Annotated in this window: 17 protein-coding genes; 4 read left to right on the top strand and 13 right to left on the bottom strand. The window is 62.6% G+C overall.

The annotated features are described in order from the left end of the window. Positions 1-22: 22 nt before the first annotated feature. On the bottom strand, positions 23-1,099 hold the full coding sequence (gene pilM / locus J8C05_RS07555) for a type IV pilus assembly protein PilM (RefSeq protein WP_211421630.1): 1,077 nt from the start codon (positions 1,097-1,099) through the stop codon (positions 23-25). 482 nt (positions 1,100-1,581) lie between these two features. Here pilM and J8C05_RS07560 point away from each other — a divergent pair, with 482 nt between their 5' ends. Genes J8C05_RS07560 through J8C05_RS07570 form a run of 3 tightly spaced genes read left to right on the top strand, consistent with a single transcriptional unit; the run spans position 1,582 to position 5,942 of the window. Beyond that, the gene (locus J8C05_RS07560) at positions 1,582-3,408 is read left to right on the top strand and encodes a hypothetical protein (protein WP_211421631.1); all 1,827 of its coding nucleotides are present in this window, start codon (positions 1,582-1,584) and stop codon (positions 3,406-3,408) included. 56 nt (positions 3,409-3,464) lie between these two features. Beyond that, entirely contained in the window at positions 3,465-4,877 is a 1,413-nt protein-coding gene (gene rimO / locus J8C05_RS07565) for a 30S ribosomal protein S12 methylthiotransferase RimO (RefSeq protein WP_211421632.1), read from the top strand. Between the two features lie 6 nt (positions 4,878-4,883). Beyond that, a complete protein-coding gene (locus tag J8C05_RS07570; RefSeq protein ID WP_211421633.1) occupies positions 4,884-5,942 on the top strand; it encodes an asparaginase in 1,059 nt (352 codons plus the stop codon). Positions 5,943-5,946: 4 nt separating this feature from the next. Here the strand turns inward: J8C05_RS07570 and lptC are convergent, their stop codons facing one another. The 7 genes from lptC to metG all read right to left on the bottom strand — a co-directional run bounded on the left by lptC (position 5,947) and on the right by metG (position 16,253). After that, a complete protein-coding gene (lptC, locus tag J8C05_RS07575) occupies positions 5,947-8,175 on the bottom strand; it encodes an LPS export ABC transporter periplasmic protein LptC (RefSeq protein ID WP_211421634.1) in 2,229 nt (742 codons plus the stop codon). 15 nt (positions 8,176-8,190) lie between these two features. Next, on the bottom strand, positions 8,191-9,315 hold the full coding sequence (nagZ, locus tag J8C05_RS07580) for a beta-N-acetylhexosaminidase (protein ID WP_211421635.1): 1,125 nt from the start codon (positions 9,313-9,315) through the stop codon (positions 8,191-8,193). Beyond that, positions 9,312-10,352, bottom strand: coding sequence for an S-methyl-5-thioribose-1-phosphate isomerase (gene mtnA, locus J8C05_RS07585; protein WP_211421636.1), 1,041 nt, complete (start codon positions 10,350-10,352; stop codon positions 9,312-9,314). The genes nagZ and mtnA overlap by 4 nt, the downstream gene beginning before the upstream one ends. 96 nt (positions 10,353-10,448) lie before the next feature. After that, positions 10,449-12,299, bottom strand: coding sequence for an ArnT family glycosyltransferase (locus J8C05_RS07590; RefSeq protein ID WP_211421637.1), 1,851 nt, complete (start codon positions 12,297-12,299; stop codon positions 10,449-10,451). After that, a complete protein-coding gene (locus J8C05_RS07595) occupies positions 12,296-12,913 on the bottom strand; it encodes a D-glycero-alpha-D-manno-heptose-1,7-bisphosphate 7-phosphatase (RefSeq protein ID WP_211421638.1) in 618 nt (205 codons plus the stop codon). The genes J8C05_RS07590 and J8C05_RS07595 overlap by 4 nt, the downstream gene beginning before the upstream one ends. Before the next feature lie 3 nt (positions 12,914-12,916). Beyond that, entirely contained in the window at positions 12,917-14,191 is a 1,275-nt protein-coding gene (nuoF, locus tag J8C05_RS07600) for an NADH-quinone oxidoreductase subunit NuoF (protein WP_211421639.1), read from the bottom strand. A 61-nt stretch (positions 14,192-14,252) separates the two neighbouring features. Beyond that, positions 14,253-16,253, bottom strand: coding sequence for a methionine--tRNA ligase (gene metG / locus J8C05_RS07605; protein WP_211421640.1), 2,001 nt, complete (start codon positions 16,251-16,253; stop codon positions 14,253-14,255). A 196-nt stretch (positions 16,254-16,449) separates the two neighbouring features. On the opposite strand from metG, the gene J8C05_RS07610 reads away from it, so the two are divergent. Next, positions 16,450-17,802, top strand: coding sequence for a flavin-containing monooxygenase (locus J8C05_RS07610; protein WP_211421641.1), 1,353 nt, complete (start codon positions 16,450-16,452; stop codon positions 17,800-17,802). Between the two features lie 18 nt (positions 17,803-17,820). Here J8C05_RS07610 and recR read toward each other — a convergent pair whose 3' ends face one another. The 5 genes from recR to fabF form a co-directional block, all read right to left on the bottom strand. Further along, positions 17,821-18,426, bottom strand: coding sequence for a recombination mediator RecR (gene recR, locus J8C05_RS07615; RefSeq protein ID WP_211421642.1), 606 nt, complete (start codon positions 18,424-18,426; stop codon positions 17,821-17,823). Positions 18,427-18,451: 25 nt separating this feature from the next. After that, complete coding sequence (locus J8C05_RS07620) at positions 18,452-18,784, bottom strand: YbaB/EbfC family nucleoid-associated protein (RefSeq protein ID WP_014100036.1); 333 nt, start codon at positions 18,782-18,784, stop codon at positions 18,452-18,454. A 75-nt stretch (positions 18,785-18,859) separates the two neighbouring features. After that, positions 18,860-20,566 carry a TgpA N-terminal domain-containing protein gene (locus tag J8C05_RS07625; protein WP_246840681.1) on the bottom strand — a complete coding sequence of 569 codons (1,707 nt, stop codon included), beginning with the start codon at positions 20,564-20,566 and terminating at the stop codon, positions 18,860-18,862. 88 nt (positions 20,567-20,654) lie between these two features. Next, positions 20,655-21,671, bottom strand: coding sequence for a zinc-dependent alcohol dehydrogenase family protein (locus J8C05_RS07630; RefSeq protein ID WP_211421643.1), 1,017 nt, complete (start codon positions 21,669-21,671; stop codon positions 20,655-20,657). Positions 21,672-21,697: 26 nt separating this feature from the next. Further along, positions 21,698-22,933: a beta-ketoacyl-ACP synthase II gene (gene fabF, locus J8C05_RS07635; protein WP_211421644.1), complete on the bottom strand. Its 1,236-nt coding sequence runs from the start codon at positions 22,931-22,933 to the stop codon at positions 21,698-21,700. Positions 22,934-22,974 lie beyond the last annotated feature (41 nt).

Raw genomic sequence — 22,974 nt, forward strand, 5'->3', positions numbered from 1 at the left:
GCTCCCCCTGCTGGCCGCAGCCCTACTGCCCGGGCGGACGCGCGGCCAGCCCGACCGCTACAGCCATCGTAGGTGACATTTCACGAATATACTCTTCATCAAATTTCCGCGGATTCACGATAATCCGGGAAGGGTTGAAAGCATTGAACCGCTCGACCGGAATCCCAAACCGTTCCGAGAAGGCAGACGTCAAACCGGATATTTTCGAGCTACCTCCGGCAACCAGCACCCGGTCTATAGGCGCCACATCCGACGAACTGGTGGCGCGCCAGAAGTCAATCGTTTTCTGAACTTCCATGGCGAGAATGTCCGTCACCGAATCAATCAGCGACTGGGCATCGCTCGGCTGCAAACCATTGTCTGTCGGAACACCCCGTTTCAGGGCTTCGGCCTGCTCAAAGGTCAGCCCCAACTCTTTCTGGAGCAGATCGGTGTATTGATTGCCGCCGGCCGAAATATCACGGGTAAAGACCGAGTTTGAGCCCCGGACAATGTTGATGCTCGTCACAGTCGCACCCATATCGAGCAGCGCCACCGTGGCGGTCGGCATGGGCTGGTAGTTGACTTCGTAGGCGTTTTGCAGGGCAAAGGCATCCACGTCAATGACGACCGGATTTCGCCCGGCCTGTGAAATGACCGTCGTATATTGGGCAATCTTGTCGCGCTTGCAGGCCACCAGCAGCACCTGCATGACACCACTGGCCGGATCGCGGCCCACGACGGAGTAATCCAGATTGACGTCCGTAATATCGAAGGGAATGTGCTGGTCGGCTTCCCACTGAATCCGTTCGGCCAGCTCATCATCGCTCATGTAGGAGACTTCAATTTTCTTGACGATGACCGAGTGCCCGGAGACCGACGTATGAACATCCCGGGCTTTGATGTTGTGCTCCCCCAAGAGGCGACCGATGGCATCGCTGACGTGGTTGAGGTCAATGATGTGACCATCCACGATGGCATCGGGTATGAGATTGGCATGGCCGATGGCGATGAGTTCAAAGCCATTTTTGAGCGGTTTGAGTTCCACCGCCTTGACGGCACTCGAACCGATGTCAATACCAACCGTGGTTTTGGCACTACCGAAACCCAGCAGTCCCATGGCAAAGCTACGGCCTCCATTTCTCGCAGGAGTGGGATAAATAAACAGCAAGCTTGGAAAAGACAGAATCCGGCCTGTCAGCAACCAAAGGCAATGACAGCGGCCAGCGGACCCGGCGCCAGCTCCGACCGCGGCTCAACGAATCTGTTTGCGCCACTGCGTCATGCATTCCAACGCACTCGTCACTTGTAGAGAAAACGTCAACCTGGCTCTGGAAAGCGCACGCCACGCAGTGCAAGCGATGTAAGCCTTGGAGCAAATGAGGGTACGCCCCGTGATGACAACTGCCCTGTTCTTTTGCGTGCCGTATGGTTATCACCACGCTCCCGGCACGTCAACCTCTTTTTGAGAAAGGTGTACGTGAAGACGATACAAAGTGCTGCACTTTCAACCAATTGGTGACGGCCCCCGGCCGGCTTCCCCCTCGCCGGTCTCCAGGTGGTTCATTGCACCCACGCCCCAAACGCACTAGAGTCGCGGGCGTGAAGGCACGCACAGGGTCCTACCTCACACGCCACGGTGGATGGTTTGCTCTTGGGCTGGCGCTGGTTGGGATGCTGCTCTGGATGCTGTGGCTGCGGCCGCAACCGGCGTCACCCGATCTGGCACGCTACAGCCCACGGGAGGCACTGGTCTTCATCGAAGCCGGTTCGCTGCCGGACGGACTGCGTCGCCTTGAAGAGCTGTCGTTCTGGAAAGACCTCAAATCCGCTATTGGCACTCCCGGACAGTTCGAGGATGTCCTACACGGGGGCCGGCTCATCGAGTGGTTCGACATTGGCCCCGCGGAAGCACGCCTGCTGGCCCGCGCCCGCTGGGGGCTGATCGTGACGGGCATCACCGCCGAAGTCACGCCTCCCCCTGCGGCGGCCCCGTCAGACACGCCCGGCTCAAATCCGGGCAAGCCCGCGGCTCCGCCGTCTGCGGAGGGCGCGACGCTGGATGTGACGCCCCAACTGACGCTGTGCCTCGCCACCGGGCTGTCTGGGGCAGAACTCACCAGCCTCGCGCAGGAGCGGCTCCCGCTCGTGGCGCGCCGGCTGCTTGGCCCGGACCCGCAGCGTTCCGACCACGCTGATGCTGGCGGTCAGGTGCTGTGCTTTCGCTCGCCAGCGCGTCCTGAAGCGACACTCTGGGCGGCCACACGCGGCGACCTGCTCTTTCTGGCCAATCACGAAGCCGCCCTGCGGGCCTGTCTTGATGTCGCCGACGGCCGCCGACCGCCCCTTGCCGGAGTTCCCGCCTTTGAAGACGCCCGTCAAACGGTGCAAGGTCAATCGTCCTGGCTTTTTGCGTTCATCAATCCGGCAGGGCTGGAAGCCGCGCTTCGGCTCAGGCAGGGACTCCCCGGCGCTGGTGGCACTATCTCGGCCAACGGTCAGGAACAATCACTGCTGACGGCCCTGCTGACCGGACTTTCCAACGGACTGGGCTACAGCCTCGACGTTCAGGCGGGACAGGTCGTGGAGCGTTACCATCTGGCGCTGCACCCGAATATCGTCGCCGCCCTCCGGCCACATTTGCGTCCGGCGCTGGCGACGCCCCGTGTGGAGCGATTCCTGCCGCCGACCGGTGGACTGACGGCCGTCGGACTGGCACAACCGCTCACGGCGCTTGATCAGGTACAGCTTGCCCTTGCGGCCCGCAGCCCGGCTCCGGTGGCGTTTCTGAGCCGGGAGCTGGTGGTTGGACTGCGCGAACGCTATGGGATTCGCCCCCAGGAAGCCCTCGATGACTTCCTTGGCGAGCAGTGGCTGGTGGTTGACCCCGGCCGCAGAACTCCAACCGCTCTGATTTTGGGCGTGCCAGTCCGTGACCGCACCCGTCTCCTGCCGACGCTGGACCGTTACCTGCGCGCGGATGGTGCCAGCATCGCCAACCTGAGTCTGGGCGCAACCGGTATCCCGCTGGCTGCGTCAACGCACCGGGACGGACGGGCGGCATGCTTTCTGGATGACTGGTTGTTTCTCGGCGAGCGCAGCGCCCTTGAACAGACGCTTCCCCAGGCCGTGGACGGTGCGCCACCGCAACCCGTCCGTTCCACATGGCACGGGACACCTGACGCCTTCCTGCACCGCGTCAACCAGCCAAGGGAAGACCTCGAACGCGCCACGCTGGCGCTCATCGCCCTGACCCGCGCCGGCGAGGCCACGCCTTCCAGGCTGGGTGAACCGGCCATCCGGCGTGCCATCGAGCGCCAGCCACCGGCCACCGGCTACCTTCAGCTTCGGGACGATGGCTGCTTCGGTGAAATGCGCTCGCCGCTCGGCAATCTTGCGTATTTGACTTCGCTGTTCGACAGCCAGTGACGTAAGCTACAGGCTTTGACATCCATCCCGGTCAACGGAAAGGCGCACCTGACATCATGACAGCTCCCAAACCAAGCCTTGGTATGGTCAGCCTGGGCTGTCCCAAAAATCTGGTTGATAGTGAAGTCATGCTCGGCCTGGCCGCGCAAAGCGGCTATGCCCTCACCGACGATGCCGGTAGCGCCGATGTCATCGTCGTCAACACCTGCGGCTTCATTGAAGCGGCCAAGCAGGAATCCATAGACACCATCCTGGAGATGGCGGCGCTCAAGGCCGAACGGCCAGGACGGCGACTCATCGTGGCCGGATGTCTGGTCGAGCGTTACCGCCAGCAACTGCCGGCAGAACTCCCGGAAGTGGATGCCTTCATCGGCACGAATGAACTGGAGCAACTGCCACATCTGCTCCGTACGCCTGCGGCCACCGTCACGCCCCGGCCGGTCGTGCTTCGTCCACGAGGCGGCGTCCCCCAGCGCGAGCGTACGCGGCCGGACGCTGATTATCTCTACAGCGAGACCACCCCGCGCCAACGGACCACCCCCCGGCACTATGCCTACGTCAAGATTGCCGAGGGCTGTGACCATCCCTGCGCGTTTTGCTCCATTCCGCAGATGCGCGGCAATTTGCGCAGCCGGCGCATCGGCTCGATTCTCGCCGAAGTCGAACGCCTGGCAGAGGAAGGCGTCCGGGAAATCATCCTCATCGGACAGGATACGACAAGCTACGGGGAAGACCTGGGGCTGAAACACGGACTGGCCGACCTGCTGCGCGCCCTGGCGCAAGTACAGGGCATCACCTGGATACGGTTTCTCTACGCCTATCCCACCCGCATCAGCGACGCGCTGCTCGATGTATTGGCCAGCGAACCAAAGCTCTGCCCCTACATTGACATGCCGCTCCAGCATGCGGCGACCCGGATGCTGCACGCCATGCGCCGGCCCGGTTCACGGTCGTTTATGGAAAAACTCATTGCGCGCATCCGTGAGCGGGTGCCGGGGGTTGCCCTGCGGACGACCTTCATCGTTGGCTACCCCGGCGAAACTCAGGCGGATTTCGAGGTGCTGCTTGACTTCTGCGCAGCCCAGGCTTTCGACTGGGTCGGCGTCTTTACCTACTCCGACGAGGACGGCACGCCAGCCTTTGACCTGCCGGACAAAGTGCCCTCCCGCACGGCCGAAGCCCGTCGGGCAAAGCTGATGCGGTTGCAGGCACGACTCTCCAAACAGCGTCTCAGGCAGTTCAAACGCCGTGTCGTCGAAGTGTTGTTTGAAGGGCCTTCTGACGACAGCGACCTGATCTGGCAGGGCCGGATGGCCACCCAGGCGCCGGGCATTGACGGGCGGGTGCTCATTACCGACGCGCCGGAAGGCTTCGCGCCGCCACAACCGGGCGACCTCGTCCACGTGGAGATTACAGCCACCCATACCTACGACCTCGTGGGGCGCATCGTCGCCAATCACCGGGCTTGAAACTTCATGCCGGCACATCCTTCATCGCCACATCAGGCATCGCCAAATCAGGGCGCACCGGTTCTCGTCGAAGTCTGGCGCGGCTCAGCCGTGGAGTCGCGTCACCGGGGCGCCATCGTGGCCGCGACCGCCACCGGACAGATTGTGGCCGCCGTAGGCGATCCGAACTGGCTCTGTTTCCTGCGCTCGGCGGCCAAGCCTTTTCAGGCCATGGCCGTACTCCGCACCGGCGCCGCCGAACGCTTTGCTCTCACCACGCGCGAACTGGCCATCATGGCCGCTTCACACAATGGCGAGCCGGAACATACGGCCGTCGTTGCCGGATTGCTCAGCCGACTGGGACTTACGGCAGACGCGCTCCGGTGCGGCACGCATCCGCCGTTCAACCGCGCTGCGGCCCGCCGCCTTGCCGGGGTCACCATCACGGCATTGCACAACAACTGTTCCGGCAAACACGCCGGCATGCTGGCTGGCTGTCTCGCAGCCGGTTTTGCGACCGCGGATTACGATGCTCCGACACACCCGCTTCAGACTGAAATTGCCAACACCATCGCCACGATGTGCAACGTGGCAGTGGGAGCCATGCCCCGTGGCCTGGATGGCTGCACAGTGCCTACCTGGGCCGTGCCACTCCAGAACCTGGCCGTTGGTTATGCCCGGCTCTTTGCCCATTCCCCTTACCCGGAGGAAAGCCGGCGGGTGGCGACGGCCATGCTGGCGCATCCCGAACTCATCGGCGGAACCGAGCGCATTGACACGGACCTGATGCGCGCCGTACCGGGGCACCTGCTCTCGAAGGTCGGCGCGGAAGGTGTCCACGCTGTTGCCGTCCCGGCGAGCGATCGCTTTCCCGATGCGCTTGGTCTAGCAGTCAAGATTGAGGATGGCGACAGCTTCCGCGCCCGCAATACGGTCGTACTGGAGGTGCTCCGGCACCTGGAGCTGCTCGGTGCTCAGCCGTACGCGGCGCTCATGGCAAAGTACAGCCAGCCCATTCTGACCCACCGCCAACAACCGGCCGGTGAACTGCGCGCCGTGTTTCAGCTCACCCAGGCCACCCCGTAGAAACCTATGGCTTGGGCTGGTAGGTCGTGCGGATGCGCTGACCTTTCGCGCCGCCTGAAGCCCGGACACTCCCTTCTGATTTGACGAAGGAAATCTCCGGTGCCACGGACACCCCGCGCTCGACATCCTCGACCCGGGCGAGATTGCCAACCACCACGTAGCGGTCGTCGGCCGCTGTGTACCGGGCGAGATCGCCCGTCACCCGGCGGCCGGGCTGGACGATGACCACCTGATTGGTGGCCGTCAGGCGCTCCAGCCGGTTCTCACGCGCAGCCAGCTCGATTTCGACTTCCCCGGCTGTCAGCGTCGTGTCGCTCTGCGTCAACCTGACATCTCCGGTGTAGCGCGCCCGCCGCTCCACATCGCTGTAGGTAAAGGTCTGCGCCGTACCAAACACCGGGGCATCTTCGGGAGTGGATGCAGCTTTTGGTGAGGCAGGACGGGCCAGGCGGTAAAAGGCCGTGGAGACGTGCCCGGTTGCCGTCAGGCGGCGGTCAGCCTTGAACAGTTCCAACCGGTCGCCACGTACGAAGCTGTCTCCCTGCCAGCAGCGCGCTTCGCCGGTGAAGACGGCCCGCTGTGGTTCGACCTGCGCTTCCTGCGCCGTGATGAAAACAGGTGCCATTGGCTGCCCGAACATCCCCGTGTTGCCGGTCTGGCGGGCTTCGTAGTACGTCGTACGCACGTCGCCGCGCGCCACATGGGAGCGTGCCGCCGTGGACAGGTCGAGTTCCCGGGCCTCTGCCCGCAAGGTCTCGTCCCATACGACCGGACGCTTTTCACGACCGCGCAACTCGACGACTTCCTGCGCCCGAAGAAATGTGGCCTGCTCGGCCCGCGCCTGGCGTGGACCTTCCTCGAAAGCCACCTGGCCGGTTTGCACAATACGGACCAGCTCGCCCTGCGCTGCATCAAACGTGGCTTCCGCCCGATCACTCGTCGTCCGGCGGGGAATCCGCAGTGAGTTGTCCAGCGCCGGCTCGGCCCGCATCTCGACGCCGCCGGTGGCTGTACAGGTCTGCACTTTTCCGTCGGGGTAAAAGTCTGCCGTGAGACGTGGTGCGCGGAGGATTTTGCTTTCGCTGCGCGGCGTCGGTGCCAGTGGCGCTACGGTCAGGACGGCAGCCCCATCCGCCTCGGCGCTCTGCATGACCTGTCCCCCCGGCGCAAAAGTCACGCGCAGCGTGTCGGATTGAAGGTTTTTCCGCTCCGGCGTCCGGCCAGCCGTGGTACTGACCGGCTCAATGTGCAGGTGCGCGTTGCCGGTTGCCTGCGCCCGTGTGATCTCACTGGCATTTGCGCCACGGGTAAAGGAAGCTTCCAGACGCTCGCCGGTCACTTCGCGGTGTTCAGTCCCGGTTTGCTGCCGGAGGACAGGTTGCCCCGTACCGACGGCCTGCGTCAGCCCTCCCAGGGGATCGAAGTCGAAGGTCAGCACCGAGGCCGTCAGAACAAAACCTTTTTCGGCACTCTGCAAGGTGGCCGCCGTCTGGGCTTCGACCCGGCGGAGGCGCTGGGCGTCATCGAGTTGAGCGATCAGGGTTTGCGCCGCAAGGGCATCCCCGCGTTGTGTCACCCGCGCCCCCTGGCCAAGCACGAGGCGTTTTTCGCGGGCCAGATATTCAGCCCGACCGGCAGTGATGACGGTCGTGGGCTGGGTTGGCTTTTCAGGGGTAACGGTCGTGCGCACGTCCTTTTCCAACACCAGCCGGTCGGCCTTGCCATCGAACTGCGCCCCCCTGGCTTCTCCGCTCACACGCCCGCGGACGAACTGCACCGGGTCGGACGTGGTGGCCGCTTCAGCCTCGCGGTCATAGCGGATGGACTCGGTTTTAACGGTCAGGCCCTGGGTCGTCGTCAGCACGACGTTGCCCCTGAAATCCGAAGTCCGCGCCGTTGGATCATAGTCACAGGTTTCGGCCGTCAGCTTGCCCGTAGGCTGTCCTTGGGCGTCAAATGTCTGCAACTCAACGCCTTCGAGTTTGTGCTGTCCGTTCACAAAAGCCGTATCCCGCTTCGCCCGGAGGATCAGCCGGGTGATGTCGCCTTCTTTGTGAAGGTACTGGAAATCGTTGGAAACAACCTCGATGTCCGGGGTGAGGTCCCGGCGTGCCACATCTGGCGGCCTGGAGGGCGCGCGCCGGGTCACGAAATAGGACAGGAGATAGGCCGTCGTCACCAGCACGCCGGTCAGCGCCAGGAATCGAAGCCACCGCTGTGCACCCAACGTCATGGGCCGATTTTCTCTTCAGGACAGACTTTCCTGTGGCGCGGCTGACCCCATCACCGCCCGGTGAAGGACGGCCAACCGCTCTGTTGCCCGGCGGAACGCTTCGGCGCTGTAGGCATAGGGAGCCATGACCATGGCCTTGACTTTGGCAATCCGGTCAATCGAGACCTCCAGACGCGACCGGGGAATTCGCCCGGTCTCCACAGCGCGCACGAGCGTCGTCTGGGCTTCCTGCATCAGGTCAGGACGGCTACAGACAAGCAGCATATCGTTACCGGCTTCGACGGCACGGACGACAGCTTCTGAAAACTCAACGGTTTTCTGGATGGCGCCCATTTCGAGATCGTCACAAATAGCGATGCCGGAAAACTCCATGCGCTTGCGGAGCAGGTCCGTCACGACGTTGCGGGACAGCGAGGCCGGAATACCGCTGTGACCGTCAAAGGCCGGATAACTGGCATGGGCGGTCATCACCGCCGGGACACGGGTGTAGAGCGTGCTGAACAGGTCGGCATAAACCCGCAGGTCTTCCGCCAGAAGCTGCTTTTCCGAACGGTTGACGGTGGGCAGGGCGTGGTGGGAATCCACGGCTGTGTCGCCCAGACCCGGAAAGTGTTTGCCGCACCCCAGAATGCCGTGGTTCTGCAAACCTTCGAGGTAGGTCCCGGCAAAGCGGATGACCGTCATGGCCTGCCCACCCCAGCAACGTTCTTCCAGCCCGTTGGGCTGATCGTTGGCGGCCTCGATGTCGAGCACCGGGGCAAAGTTCATGTTGAAGCCCAGCAGCCGGAGCAAATCCGCCGTCACCACCCCCAGTTCAAAGGCCAGCTTGGCATCGTCCGCAAGTGAAATTTGCTTTGCCGAGGGCATCGGCCCGGCCAGGTGGCGGAGGCGGTCCACACGCCCGCCTTCCTGGTCAATCGAGATGAGTGGCATCACCCGACTGAAGCGGCGGATGTCGGCTGTCAGTTCGGCCGTTTGCTGCGGGGACTCCAGATTACGGGCGAAGAGAATGACGCCACCCGGCTGGATGGACTTGACAAGCTGCTGTGCTTCGGCATCCAGGGTTGGACCGGGCAAGCCGATGAACAACAACTGCCCGACTTTTTGTTCCAGCGAAAACATGCGTGTTGGAGTGGTCATGTGCCGGCCGCCAACCGGCGCAACGACACGGTAAAGGGAGGGTAGGCAACCCCACGCTCCGTAATAATCCCGGTGATGAGATCGTGTGGCGTCACGTCAAAGGCCGGGTTGGCAACGGCCACACCAGCGGGCGCCACCGGTACGGACGCAATATGCGTGACTTCCTGTGCGGCGCGGTCTTCAATCGGAATGCCATCGCCGGTTTCAAGGGTCAGGTCCAAGGTGGAAACCGGCGCGGCCACATAGAATGGAATGCGATGGCGCTGGGCCAGCACGGCGACCATGTAGGTGCCAATCTTGTTGGCGGTGTCACCGTTGGCGGCAATCCGGTCAGCGCCGACAACAACACAGTCAATGCGCCCCAGCTTCATGAAGTGACCGGCCATGTTGTCGCAGATCAACGTCACCGGTATGCCGTCCTGCATCAGTTCCCACGTCGTCAGGCGTGCGCCCTGCAAAAAAGGACGGGTTTCGTCAGCGTAAACGGTAATCCGCTTTCCCTGCTCGACGGCCGTGCGAATCACTCCCAGCGCCGTCCCATAGCCAGCCGTTGCCAGTGCGCCGGCGTTACAGTGGGTCAGTACGGTTGCGCCATCGGGAATGAGTTCCGCGCCGTGGCGACCAATCTGGCGGCAGGTGGCAATGTCTTCCGCATGGATGGCCTGGGCTTCCGCCAGCAGGGCTTCCGCAATCTGTGCTTCAGGCGTCTTTTCGGCGCGCAGATGTTCAAACCTGCGACGCATGCGCTCGATGGCCCAGAACAGGTTGACGGCGGTCGGGCGGGTGGCGGCCAGCGTCTGGCAAATCCGCTCGAAAGCCGCCGGGAGGTCTTCCCCGGCGGCCACACTTGCCCGAACGCCCAAGGCAATGCCCAACGCCGCTGCCACGCCAATGGCCGGGGCCCCACGGATCACCATCGTCCGAATGGCCTCAGCAACCTCCTCATAGGTTGCGTACGTATGATATGTCTCCCTGCCGGGCAAAACGCGCTGATCAATGACACGCACGCCAGCCGGCGTCCACTCCACAGTGCGCATACAGTGTTCGGTACTTTTCACACCCTTACCGTCGCGGGCCAGTCTCTGGTAATCGGCGGGCCATACTAAGCAAGTCCCGGGAGCTTGGCAAACCCGTCACGGCGCATGGCTTGCCGCCTCGCCGGAAGTGGCTTTACGGCGCAGCAGCGCAATGCCAAAGGCCTCGCCAATCGGCGGCGCTCCATAGACCTGCACCACCTCATAGTGCTTGTCAACCCAGGCCAGGATGGTGCGTCCAAAGCGTGGGTCCTGTCCAAAGGGGGCCAGTCCGTATTCGTAAAAGTTACGCTGCACCAGGGCAATGTAATCGGGCGGATGAGCCGTCAGTGTTTCCACCACCCGTTCCTCCCCACCATAGACCGCCATCAGAACGGGATCGAAAACGGTGTACGGCGTCGGGTTTTCACGCCGTAGCAGGTAGTTGAGAACAATGCCGTCCGGGATGACGACCAGCGTTGCCCCCGGTGGCATGGTCTGCGCCATGTTCTCCAGCGCCGCAGCCGTGATGCCCCCGGTCTCGCTCAGCGGCGGTCCGAAGGTCTGCATGCGGTCGGCGCCAGCGCCGAGCGGTATGGTCTTTGCCGAGTGGAAGTAGCTACGGCTTTCCTGCGCTGCCAGAAAAAAGGCCACCAACACCCCGGCGCTTCCCCAGCGGACGAGCGCACCCGTGCCCCACGCCTTCGCCCGGATGAACTCCGGCCAGAGGCTGATGGCGCTCACCGCCAGCAGCACCGTGGCCGGCAACGCCAGCGTGAAACCATACTGGCCGGCGTGGGCTGCCAGTCCGAGTTTCCCCAGCAGCAGCAGCCCGAACACGCACCAGACCGTAAGGGGAATCCACCGCTGTGCAAGCTGCGTCTGATCAGAACAGTGCATGGTCGTCCAGGCCACACCGGCGAGGATCAGTCCGGTCAGCAGTGGGAGTGGGCGCAAAAAGAAAGCCCATGGCATGCACGTGTGGGCAATGAGCCAGGTGACCAAAAAGGCGGCCCCGGACCAAACCACCCATCCGCGTGTCACCCTGCGCAGCGCCACTTCCAGACCGGTAAATACGCCCAGGACGCCGATAAACGCCCCGCAACCGCCCCCCATACGGAGGAGGTTTTCCCTCCAGCGCCCCAGTCCCATGACGCGCTGGTAAAACACCTGTCCGACGGCATCCGTCCGGGCCACATTCAGCCAGTTCCCAAGCAAGCCCGTCAGGGCCACCCCCAACGGCATCTGGGTAGCAAGGTACAGGCCAAATCCAACCGGCACGACCGCGACACCGCCGACAAACCAGCCTATATCCTGTCGCCATCGTTCCCGTCGGGGCGGCAGGTAGTTGAAGCCGAGCCAGTAGCCACCAGCCAGCGCCCCGGCCAGGGCCACGGATGGTTCAATCTTTGTCAGGCAAACCGCGCCAAAGCAGAGACCAACGCCAAAGGAACGCCATTTCCCACCCTGCCTGAGATACGTGGCAAAGATAGCCAGCCCCAGGATGGCCAACCCAAGGCCGTGAACGGCTTCATGACGATAGGGCGCGACGTAATCCCAGCTTCCGTCGGTTTCATAGGCCTGAAAGGCAAACACGACGAGCAGGACCAACCCGGCGGTGAAGCCGGCGGCCCGCTCAATCGTCCGGGTGAAAAAGCGATAGAGCAGCACCGTCAGACCGGCCACGAACGCGATGTTGACCAGCGACAGGGTCAGATAGGACACCCCAAACAACCGGAACCACAGTGCATTCGTGTACTGCGACAGCGGCCCGCCCAACCACACGATGTCCCGGTACAGATGCTTCCCTTCGGACAACTGCCAGGCAACATACAGCTCGATGCCAAAATCCACGAATGGATTGCCCCACCTCCGCCAGCTTCCCCACACCAGAACGGCAAAGACGAGCGCCAGCAGCAGCGGATAGAACCAGCGGGTTGCCCCGTCGGATGGCGTCGCATTCGTCGTCATGAGCCGGCCTTCGGTGGGGCGACGGACGGGGCGCCCTGCCTCTCCAGAACCCAGGTCACGGCGTCCAGAACATCTTCGGCAACGTAGTCCGGCCAACCGGACCACTGCTCCCGTTGATACTCATACTCGCCCCGCCCGTAACCCGTAAGCACCAGCACGCCCTGCGCGCCCACCCGGTGCGCCAACTGCACGTCACTGTAGCGGTCGCCAACAACGACACACTGCGTAAGTTCCAGCCCAAAGTCACGCGCCGCCTGAAGCAGCAAACCGGGCTTGGGCTTGCGACACTCACAATCCAGCCGGTAGGGCGGCTCGCCGACGGTTGGATGGTGCGGGCAGACGTAAATCGCATCGAGCCGCGCCCCAGCGGCGGCGAGTTCTTCCCGCAACCGGGCATGGACGGCCTCAATCATCCAGCCCGGAAAATAGCCCCGCGCTGCCCCGGCCTGGTTTGTCACCACAATGGCCCGCCACCCGGCAGCATTGACGGCCCGGACGGCCGCCGCTGCCGCCGGCAGCAGGCGCAGACGGGACACGTGGTTGATGTAGCCGACTTCCTCGTTGAGCGTGCCGTCCCGGTCAAAAAAGATGGCGCGGTGGGCAACGTCCGTCATCGTTCAGGCTGCCGAGGGCACCGCCGTCGCCGGCTTGACGTGCTTGAGAAAGTCTTCGGGAAACTTCTTCATCGCACTCGTAATCGGCCACACTGCCGCATCACCCAGCGGACAGTGTGACCGGCCCTCGATATTCGGGCACAACCGCCGGATGGTGTCCAGGTCAGCCGTCGTGCCCTCGCCGCGCGCAATCTTTTTGAACAGCTTGAGCAGCCAGTCCGTCCCCTCCCGACATGGCGTGCACCAGCCACAGGACTCGTGGTTGTAGAAGTGGATGAGGTTGTAGGTCGTCATGAAAACGTCCGTCGTTTCATCCATGACGATGACCCCGCCCGAACCGAGCATCGAGCCGGCCTTGACCATGCCTTCGTAGTCGAGCGTCGCCTGCTCGACCTCCTCGGCCGTCATGATCGGAACCGATGAGCCACCCGGAATGACGGCCTTGAGCTTGCGCCCCCCACGGATGCCCCCGCAGTCCTCCTCAATGAGCTGCTTGAGCGGATAGCCCATGCGGACTTCATAGTTCCCCGGACGATTGACGTGACCGCTGACGGAAAAGATTTTTGTCCCACCGGATTTTTCCGTTCCCAAGCTGCGGTACCAGTCGCCGCCATGGACGATGATGTGCGGCACGGCGCAGAAGGTCTCGACGTTGTTGACAACCGTCGGACAGCCATACAGTCCGGCAACCGCCGGAAACGGCGGCTTGATCCGGGGATGCCCCCGGTAGCCCTCCAGTGAGTTGAGCAGCGCCGTTTCCTCGCCGCAGATGTAGGCCCCGGCCCCCGGATGCACGACGATTTCACATTCAAATGATGTGCCGCAGATGTTTTTCCCGACGAAACCATGTTCCCGGGCTTCGGCAATCGCCTGTTCGAGAATGGCGATCAGATACCAGTATTCGCCCCGGATGTAGATGAACACCTGCTTTGACAGCAGCGCATAGGCGGCAATGAGCAGGCCTTCGATGAGCTGGTGCGGGTCTTTTTCCATCAGCTCGCGGTCCTTGCACGTCCCCGGCTCACTTTCGTCGGCATTGCACACGACATACTTCGGTTTGGGCGAGTTGACGGGCACAAAGCCCCATTTCATCCCGGTGGGAAAACCAGCCCCGCCGCGCCCACGCAGGGAGGACTTTTTGACTTCCTCGATGACCTCCGCCGGCTGCATGCCGGTCAGGGCCTTTTTGAGGCCGGCGTAGCCGCCATCGGCCAGGTAGGTGGCGATACTGCGTGAGTTGGGCGTATCAAAACGCCTGGTCAGGAGTTTGGTCTGCATGGTCTTTCTGAACTTCTCCGCCGCGAAATAGCACTTGCATCGGGGGGTGAAGAAACCGTCCCTACTTGAGCCGCGCACCGTTGGGTACGTCTTCGGCAAACGTGGCAATCACCGGCCGCCCCTGCTCTCCGACCGAAGCCGCCAGCAGCATGCCGTTGGATTCAAGCCCCCGCAGTTTGCGCGGGGCAAGGTTGGTGACGACGACGATTTTCCGTCCGATGAGCGTTTCTGGGGCATAGTACTGGGCAATGCCGGCCAGGATTTGACGCGGCGCAGTCTCGCCGACATCCACCTGCAGGCACAGCAGCTTGTCCGCCTTCGGGACGCGCTCGGCTGTCAGCACCTGCCCCACCCGCAGCTCCACTTTGGCAAAATCATCAATCGTGATGTAGCCGCTTTCACCACCTGCCGGTGACGGTTCCGCTGCCTGGGAGGGCGCGGCCGTCAACTCCGGTGTCCCTGGCCGTGACGTGTTCTCGATGTCGTTCATAATGGCTGTTTTATCCAGACGTGGAAAAAGTCCGGGGCCGTCAGCAACCACAGCCCCCTCAAAACGCTGCCATGAGAGGTCTTCGGGCGCAACCGCCGCCGGATGTCCCGCCAGCCCCAGGCGGTTCCAGAGCTGCCCCGTGGCATCGGGCAGGAAGGGATACAGCCAGACGGCCAGATGCCGCAACCCTTCGGCGGCCGTATGCAGAATCGTGGCCAGGCGCGGCTGCGCTCCAGGGTGCGCCGTGAGTTTCCAGGGCGCAGTGTCGCTGAGATACTTGTCAAGCAGCGCCACGAGTTCCCAGGCGGTTTCAAGCGCCCGACTGAGCGCCAAACGCTCAATATGCGCCAGGAACACCGGGCGCTGGGCGGCAAACCGCTCGGCTATGGTGGCAGCCATGGCGCGGGCCTCTTCCGGCGCATCCGGCGGCACATTCGGCACAGCGCCGCCAAAGGCTTTGCGGATGAGCGTCACCGTCCGGCTGGCGAGATTCCCAAGCCCGGAAGCCAGATCACCGTTGGCGCGGTCAATGAGAGCTTCATAGGTGAAGTCACCGTCCTGCCCGTAGGCCATTTCGCGCAGGCAGAAATAACGTACGACATCGTTGGAGAAGTGGCGGCGGAGCACATCCAGATCAATCGCGTTGGAACGCCCGCTGGCATCCGGCGTCTTGGACATCTTGCGTCCGCCGGACAGCCACATGCCATGCGAAAACACGCGCCGGGGCAATGGCAACCCGGCCGCCATCAGAAACGCCGGCCAGTACACGGCATGGAAACGCAGGATGTCCTTCCCGACGAGGTGCAGCACATACGGCCAGAACCGGTCGAAGTCCTGCCGCCGCCCATTGCCGTAGCCAAGCGCGGTGATGTAGTTCGACAGCGCATCGAACCACACATACATCGTGTGCGCCGGGTCATCGGGCACCGGAATTCCCCACTTGACCGAAATGCGGCTGATGGAGAGGTCCCGCAGGTTGGCGGCGACGAAGCTTCTGACTTCGTTGCGGCGCGTGTCAGGCTGGACGGCCTCGGGCTGCGTTTCATAAAACTCCAGCAGGCGGTCACGAAAGGCCGACAGTTTGAAAAAGTAGCTCTCTTCGGCCACCCACTCGGTCGGGCGCAGGTGAATGTCGCACACCGGCGCTTCGCCCGGCGTGACTTCCTCCTTGAACTCATTGCAGCTTGGGCAGTACCAGCCTTCGTAGTGTCCCTTGTAGATGTAGCCGCGCTCGCGTACCTGCCGCCACAGTGTCTGTGCGCCGGCAATGTGGGCGGGATCAGTCGTGCGAATCCAGTCATCGGGCTGGAGACCAAAGGCCGCGAACGTGCGCTGAAACTCGGCGACAGTGGCATCCACATAGGCTTTGACCGGCAGGTTGGCGGCCGCTGCCGCCCGCTCGATGTTCAGGCCGTGCTCATCCGTGCCGGTAAGAAAAAACGTCTCGAAGCAGCGCTGGCGATAGTGCCGCGCCAGGGTATCGGCCAGCAGGGTCGTGTAGAGATGCCCCAGATGGGGACGGGCATTGACGTAGTAAATCGGTGTCGTGACGTAGAATCGGCGGTCGGTCATAGCCGCATGTGATGACATAGCCCAGAGCCAAGTGCAACGTGAAGGACGCTTTCACCGGGCGGGCATTTCCGGCGGCACGCCTTTCTGCACCGGGGAGTGTCTCCGGGTTGCAGGATGCTTTACACTCCGGTTTGCGTGGACTCCCCAGGCCCATACCTTCGTCAGTTTCACACCACCAGGCTTCTTGCATTCACCCATGGCACGCACAGGTTCTGAACTTCCCAAGGTCTGCGTCATCGGCGCGGGCTGCTCCGGCATCACCGCTGCCAAGGCGCTTCACGAGCATCACTTTGACTTTGACTGCTACGAAAAAAGTGACCGCGTGGGCGGCAACTGGGTTTTCGGCAACAAAAACGGGATGTCATCGGCTTACCGCCGGCTCTTTATCAACACGTCCCGCGAGCGCATGCAGTATTCCGATTTCCCCATGCCGAAGCACTATCCGGTCTTTCCCCATCACTCGCAGATTGCCGAGTACTTCGATGCTTACGTGGATCACTTCGGCTTTCGGTCCCGCATCCGGTTCGAGACCGGCGTCAAGTGGGCCGAGCGCCGGGACGATGGGGTGTGGGTCATTACGCTCGACAACGGACAGGTGGCACACTACGACGCGCTCATTGTCGCCAACGGTCACCACTGGGACCCGCGCTATCCAGAACCACCCTTCCCCGGAGAATTCGACGGACTGACGCTGCACTCCCACTACTACGTGGATAACGACATCTTCCGCGACAAGAACGTGGTCGTGCTGGGGATGGGCAACAGCGCCATGGACATTGCCTGCGAAGCCAGCGAAGTGGCGAAACGAACCTACCTGGCGGCGCGGCGCGGGGCGTACATCATTCCCAAATACATTTTCGGCCGGCCCCTCGACCAGATTGTGACGACGGCCAAAATTCCGTGGTCCGTACGGCAACGCCTCTTCGAGTGGACGCTGCGGTTGACCGTAGGACGGATGGAGGACTATGGCCTGCCCAAGCCGGACCACCGTTTCGGTGAAGCGCATCCGACGATTTCAGGACGCATCCTGGACCGCATCACCCACGGGGTCATCACGCCAAAACCCAACATCGCCGAACTGCTGGGCAACCAGGTCCGCTTTGCCGACGGCAGCGTTGAGGATGTGGACGTGATTGTGTACTGCACCGGCTACAAAGTGACCTTTCCCTTCTTCGATGAGCACTTCATCTCCGCGCCGGACAATGATCTGCCACTGTTTCGGCGGGTGTTCAAGCCGGACATTCCCAACATCTTCTTCATCGGCCTGCTTCAGCCGCTGGGCGCGATCATGCCGCTGGCCGAAGCGCAGGGACAGTGGGTGGCGTCCTATCTCAAGGGTGAGTATGCCCTGCCCACCCGTGAGGCGATGGAGCGGGACATCGCGCGGGAGCGGGAGCGCATGTTTGCCCGCTATGTCAGGTCCAAGCGGCACACCATGCAGGTGGATTTCGACGACTACCTGGATGAGCTGAAACGGGAGCGGCGGAAGGGCGAAGTACGGGCCCAGCAGCAGGGTTATCCGCTGCCCGTCCCCCGCCAGATACCATAGCGCCGGAAACCGTACGGCTTACAATTCGCGCCGATAGGCCAGTGCCTTGTACAGCGTGACTTCATCGGCATATTCGAGGTCGCCTCCGACCGGCAGCCCCATGGCCAGCCGTGTCGTCCGAATGCCGATGGGCTTGAGCAGGCGGCCGATGTAGTTGGCCGTGGCCTCGCCTTCCGTGGTCGGGTTCGTGGCCAGAATGACTTCCGTCACCTCCAGGGTGCGCAGGCGTTCCAGCAGCGAGCGCAGGTGGATGTCGTCGGGGCCAATCCCCCGGAGGGGGGACAAGGCCCCGTGCAGGACGTGGTACAGGCCCTTGTACTCGCCGGTTCGCTCGATGGCAAAGACGTTGTATGGCTCTTCGACAACACAGAGCAGATGTTGGTCACGTGCCGGGTTTGTACAGTATGCACATGGGTCCTGCCCGATGTCGGTCAGGTTGTGGCACACCGAGCAAAAGGTCATCCGGGACTTGACTTCGGTGATGGCCAGTGCGAGCCGTTCGGCGTCTTCGGCGCTGCCGCGCAGGACGTGGAAAGCCAGCCGCTGGGCTGACTTGTGGCCAATACCCGGCAATCGCCTGAATTCGTCAATCAGGCGGGCAATCGGTTCCGCAAATTCTGCCATAAGAGGCTCAGGCACACGCCTGATGCTAGGACATACCGGGAATTTTCAGGTTGCCGAGCAGACCCGTCATCTGCTGCTGCATCTGCTGCTGGGCAACTTCATCCGCGCGGCGGCCGGCTTCGTTGACGGCAGCAACAATCAGGGCTTCGAGCATTTCCTTGTCGGCGAGCGCCTCGGCATCGAGTTTGACCGACACAACCTGCTTGAGGCCATTAACCGTGACGCGCACCATGCCGCCGCCCGCAGTCCCCTCACACCGCGCACTTTCCAGCGCCCGCTTGATTTCCTCCTGCTTCTGCTGCATCTGTTCCATGGCGCGCTCAAAACCAGGCAGGCGGTCCAGACCGGGTAGTTTCATCGTTGTCTCCTTGGTGACGAAAAATCCCACCGAACGGCGAAGCTCGGTGGAGGGATAGCATAGCGGCTTACCTGCTCAGGGTGAATCAGCTTGCGCCGGAGCCGACCGATACAGAATGTCATAGCCCTTCAGCCGCGCCACCTTGGGGTACTTTCTGGAAAAGGCCTCTGGAATGCCCTTGATCTCCTTGGCCAAAATCCAGTCCATTTGCAGCACCCGCTTGACAATCACCCAGTTCACCTGCCGGCGCCCGGCTTCTTCCACAATGCTTTCCGGGGAAAAGGGTGTCGCTGTCCGGTCAAAGATGACCATGGGAAGCGGGTTGCGGCGCCCGGTGACCACATAAAACGGTTCCTCCTGTGGGATACATACCACCGGTTCGGCTTCAGGAATGTGGTCAGCCACAAAACCCAGCAATTCGGCAAAGTTACTGAGATGAGGACTGTAGGCCGTAAAGCCGCGGAGGGGGCCCGAAGAGACGGTCTGCAACGATGCTCCCCGCTGGTCAACATAGCGCAGCCGGATGTTGTGATACACGTAGGGGATGGCCGCCAGCGTCAGGGTGAGGGCGATCCCCCAGCACACCAGCGGCTGTCGGCGGTCGCTGCCAAACGGACTCACCGCATAGGCCACCATGAGCGCGAAACATGCCCATATTCCGTAGGATGACCGGGTGTAGCCTTGGGAGAGAAACGAAAAGAATGTCAGGATGACAGCCATCCACGGGAGCATCGCCCGAACCGGTTGTGACGCCGACAAGGCTGACGGCAGTTGCCACAACCCAACGACCAGCGTGAGGATCATGACCGGAACCCACAGCGACAGCAGCGGATAATCGAACTCAACGAAGAAGCGGCCACAGAGCCAGGTTATGGCGCTCACCACGACAAAAGGCCCCAGCAAAAGCGCCAGACTGGCGGTTGTCACCCAGGACGGGCGTGCCCCCTCCCCTTTTCGCTGCCACAGCCACCAGCCAAGTACCAACGCCCCCCCCACAGCCCATGGCGCATAGTTTCCGTAGGTCTCTGGAATGGTAGGGCGTGCCAACCGGCGGCTGGCAGAGACAAATATCCAGAACCAATAGTTCTCCAACCCGCAGGTCAGCCCCAGCCACACCACCGCCCCGACCACGCCCGCCGCCACCCCGGCCCCAAACCACCGCAAACCCACAACATCCAGTTCCTCTGTCCCCTCTTCCTTTCTTTCTTCCTTGCTCTCTTCCTGGCTCCCCTCCCCAACATGCCCACCAGCCCACCGCTTACGCACCCACCCCCACCACACCACCACCCCCACCACCAATACCACATACGGATACCCCACATTCTGCTTCGCCAGCGCCGGCAACACCGTCGTCACCCCACCCAAAAACGCCACCACCGCCCCCACCCGCCGCGTCGCCACCCAGTGCAGCAGGTTCAGATTCAGCAACACCAGCCAACAGGCGTCCGGGTCATAAAACGGATGCGGATAAATACTGTGCGGTGCCAGCCATACCAGCGGCACACACAACGCCACCCCAGACCACCCCGGCACCAAAACCCGCACCAGCCCGTACGTCAGCAGCACGTACCCCACGTTCACCACCGTGCAGTACCACGCCGTCACCCCATAGCTGAACCCAAACACCTTGATCAGCGTCGCCTGCACGTGAAACGTCAGCGGCGAGTGCGGCAACCCGAAGTCCCGGTACATCACCTCCCCCTGCGCTATCCGCCATGCCGTGTCCACGATGTAGGCATAATCCCCCAACACCCCAATCCGCCCCGTCTGCCACTGGTGCACCGCCCCAGCCCCCACCGCCAAAACACAAACGGCAAGCCACAGAAGGGCTTGCCGCCATAACTCACGCCCACCAAAAATCGAAATCACCTCAGTCCATCCGAATGCAGATTTTCCCAAAGTGTCCACCCTGCGCCATCAACCCAAACGCCTGCTGTGTCTCTTCAAGGGTGAAGATTCTGTCCACTACCGGACGAATCCGGTTCTGCTCCAGGGCACGGTTCATCGCCTCGAACATCTCCCGTGACCCGACGATGATGCCCTGCACGCGGATGTTCTGCATCAGCACCGGCGCAATGTCAATTTCGCCAGTCCGCCCGGACAACACTCCGATCAGGCTGATATGCCCGCCAAACCGGACCGAGCGAATCGCCTTGGTCAGGGTTCCGGCTCCGCCAACTTCAACGACATGATCCACCCCCCGGCCGCCAGTCATTTCGCGCACGGCTTTGTCCCAGTCGGGGGCCTGCCGGTAGTTGATGACTTCATCCGCCCCCAGGGCTTTGGCGCGTTCGAGCTTTTCATCACTCCCGGAGGTGATGATGACCCGGGCGCCGGCCGCTTTGGCAAACTGGAGGGCAAAGATGGAAACGCCGCCCGTCCCTTGGACGAGTACGGTATCCCCCGGCTTGAGCTGTCCGTGGGTGATGAGCGCGCTCCAGGCCGTCAGCGCCGCACAGGGCAGGGTGGCCGCTTCTTCGTCATTCAGGTAGTCCGGGACCTTGACCACCCCTTCCTGCGAAAGCGCGCGATATTCCGTCAGCATGCCATCGAGCGGGCCACCCAGGGTCGTTGTGCGCACCTTTTCCACGGCCGGCTCACCGGCGGTCCACCCCTGCGCGAAAATCCCGGCCACCCGGTCTCCAACGGCAACGCGCGTCACGCCATCCCCAACCGCCACGACTTCCCCCACACCGTCAGACAGCGGAATCAACGGGAGCGGCTGCTTGGGGTTATAAACGCCCGTTACAGTCATCAGGTCGCGGAAGTTGAGGGACGTAGCCCGTACCCGAACCAAAACCTCCCCAAACTTCAGTTCCGGGTGGGGACGCTCGGTGAGACGGAGATGCTCAATCCCAAACTGTTCAGCAAGTTCAACACACTTCACAGCAGAAGACCTCCCAACTGGAACGTTCAGACTTCGGCCCGCCGGAAGACCAGTGAAACGTTGACCCCACCAAAGCCAAAAGCATTGCTCATGGCATAGTCGAGGGACATTTCGCGGGCCCTGCAAGGCACACAGTCCAGGTCAAACTCCGGTTCATCGAGATTTATCGTCGGCGGGATGCGTCCATCCCGCAACGCCAGCACCGCAACGACGGCTTCCAGCGCGCCGGCTGCCCCCAGCAGGTGACCGGTCATGGATTTCGTTGAACTCACCGCCAGCGAGGTCGCCGCCCCGCCGAAAACCTGATGGATGGCCGCCACTTCGGCGGCATCCCCGGCCGGCGTGCCTGTCGCATGGGCATTGAGATAACCAACCTCGGCCGGGGCAAGGCCGGCATCGGCCAGCGCCTGCCGCATGGCCCGCGCCGCGCCGTCGCCGACCTCGCTTGGATGCGTCAGGTGAAAAGCGTCGGCGGATTGCCCAAAGCCAACAACCTCCGCCAGCGGACGCTTCCCCCGCGCCAAAGCCTGTTCCCGTTCTTCCAGAACGAGAACGGCCGCCCCCTCGCCCATGACAAAGCCATCCCGCTGCCGGTCAAATGGACGGCTGGCCCGCGCCGGTTCAGCGTTGCGCGTGGAAAGGGCGCGCATGGCCGCAAAACCGCCAATACCGGTCGGCGTTACGGGCGCTTCCGCACCCCCGCACAGCATCACATCGGCATCCCCTGCCTGAATGATACGGAAGGATTCCCCAATGGCGTGTGCGCCGGAAGCACAGGCCGTGGCCGAAGCGAGATTCGGCCCCTTCGCCCCAAAGCGGATTGAAACCTGTCCACTGGCAAGGTTGATGATGGCCGCCGGGATGAAAAAAGGTGAAACCCGGTGCGGGCCTTCACGGTGGAGCTTGGTGTGCTCGCGCTCGATGATGGTCAACCCCCCCAGCGCCGACCCAATGTGGACCCCCACCCGGGCCGCATTGTCGCCGCTGATGCACAACCCACTGTCGCGCATCGCTTCCTCGGCGGCGGCGATGGCGTAGTGGATGAACGGGTCCATCTTTTTGATTTCTTTTTTCTCGATGAACGTCGCCGGGTCAAAACCACGCACCTCGCCGGCGATGCGGACGGCAAACGCCGAGGCGTCGAAGCGCGTGATGGGGCCAATCCCACTCGTCCCGGCCAGCAAGGCTTCCCAGGTGGCCGGGACATCCAGCCCAAGGGGGCTCACCACCCCGACGCCAGTGACGACGACACGCCGTTTCATGACGCAAAACCTCCACGGTTGCGGTGCGCGGGCAAACAGCT

Origin of the sequence: Chloracidobacterium sp. N (assembly GCF_018304765.1) — a bacterium.
GTDB lineage: Bacteria > Acidobacteriota > Blastocatellia > Chloracidobacteriales > Chloracidobacteriaceae > Chloracidobacterium > Chloracidobacterium aggregatum.

What these genes read in the sequence shown, in the direction of transcription:
- pilM (WP_211421630.1), bottom strand. Translation starts at nt 1,099, where the DNA reads ATGGGACTGCTGGGTTTCGGTAGTGCCAAAACCACGGTTGGTATTGAC.
- rimO (WP_211421632.1), top strand. Translation starts at nt 3,465, where the DNA reads ATGACAGCTCCCAAACCAAGCCTTGGTATGGTCAGCCTGGGCTGTCCC.
- J8C05_RS07570 (WP_211421633.1), top strand. Translation starts at nt 4,884, where the DNA reads ATGCCGGCACATCCTTCATCGCCACATCAGGCATCGCCAAATCAGGGC.
- lptC (WP_211421634.1), bottom strand. Translation starts at nt 8,175, where the DNA reads ATGACGTTGGGTGCACAGCGGTGGCTTCGATTCCTGGCGCTGACCGGC.
- nagZ (WP_211421635.1), bottom strand. Translation starts at nt 9,315, where the DNA reads ATGACCACTCCAACACGCATGTTTTCGCTGGAACAAAAAGTCGGGCAG.
- mtnA (WP_211421636.1), bottom strand. Translation starts at nt 10,352, where the DNA reads ATGCGCACTGTGGAGTGGACGCCGGCTGGCGTGCGTGTCATTGATCAG.
- J8C05_RS07590 (WP_211421637.1), bottom strand. Translation starts at nt 12,299, where the DNA reads ATGACGACGAATGCGACGCCATCCGACGGGGCAACCCGCTGGTTCTAT.
- J8C05_RS07595 (WP_211421638.1), bottom strand. Translation starts at nt 12,913, where the DNA reads ATGACGGACGTTGCCCACCGCGCCATCTTTTTTGACCGGGACGGCACG.
- nuoF (WP_211421639.1), bottom strand. Translation starts at nt 14,191, where the DNA reads ATGCAGACCAAACTCCTGACCAGGCGTTTTGATACGCCCAACTCACGC.
- metG (WP_211421640.1), bottom strand. Translation starts at nt 16,253, where the DNA reads ATGACCGACCGCCGATTCTACGTCACGACACCGATTTACTACGTCAAT.
- J8C05_RS07610 (WP_211421641.1), top strand. Translation starts at nt 16,450, where the DNA reads ATGGCACGCACAGGTTCTGAACTTCCCAAGGTCTGCGTCATCGGCGCG.
- recR (WP_211421642.1), bottom strand. Translation starts at nt 18,426, where the DNA reads ATGGCAGAATTTGCGGAACCGATTGCCCGCCTGATTGACGAATTCAGG.
- J8C05_RS07620 (WP_014100036.1), bottom strand. Translation starts at nt 18,784, where the DNA reads ATGAAACTACCCGGTCTGGACCGCCTGCCTGGTTTTGAGCGCGCCATG.
- fabF (WP_211421644.1), bottom strand. Translation starts at nt 22,933, where the DNA reads ATGAAACGGCGTGTCGTCGTCACTGGCGTCGGGGTGGTGAGCCCCCTT.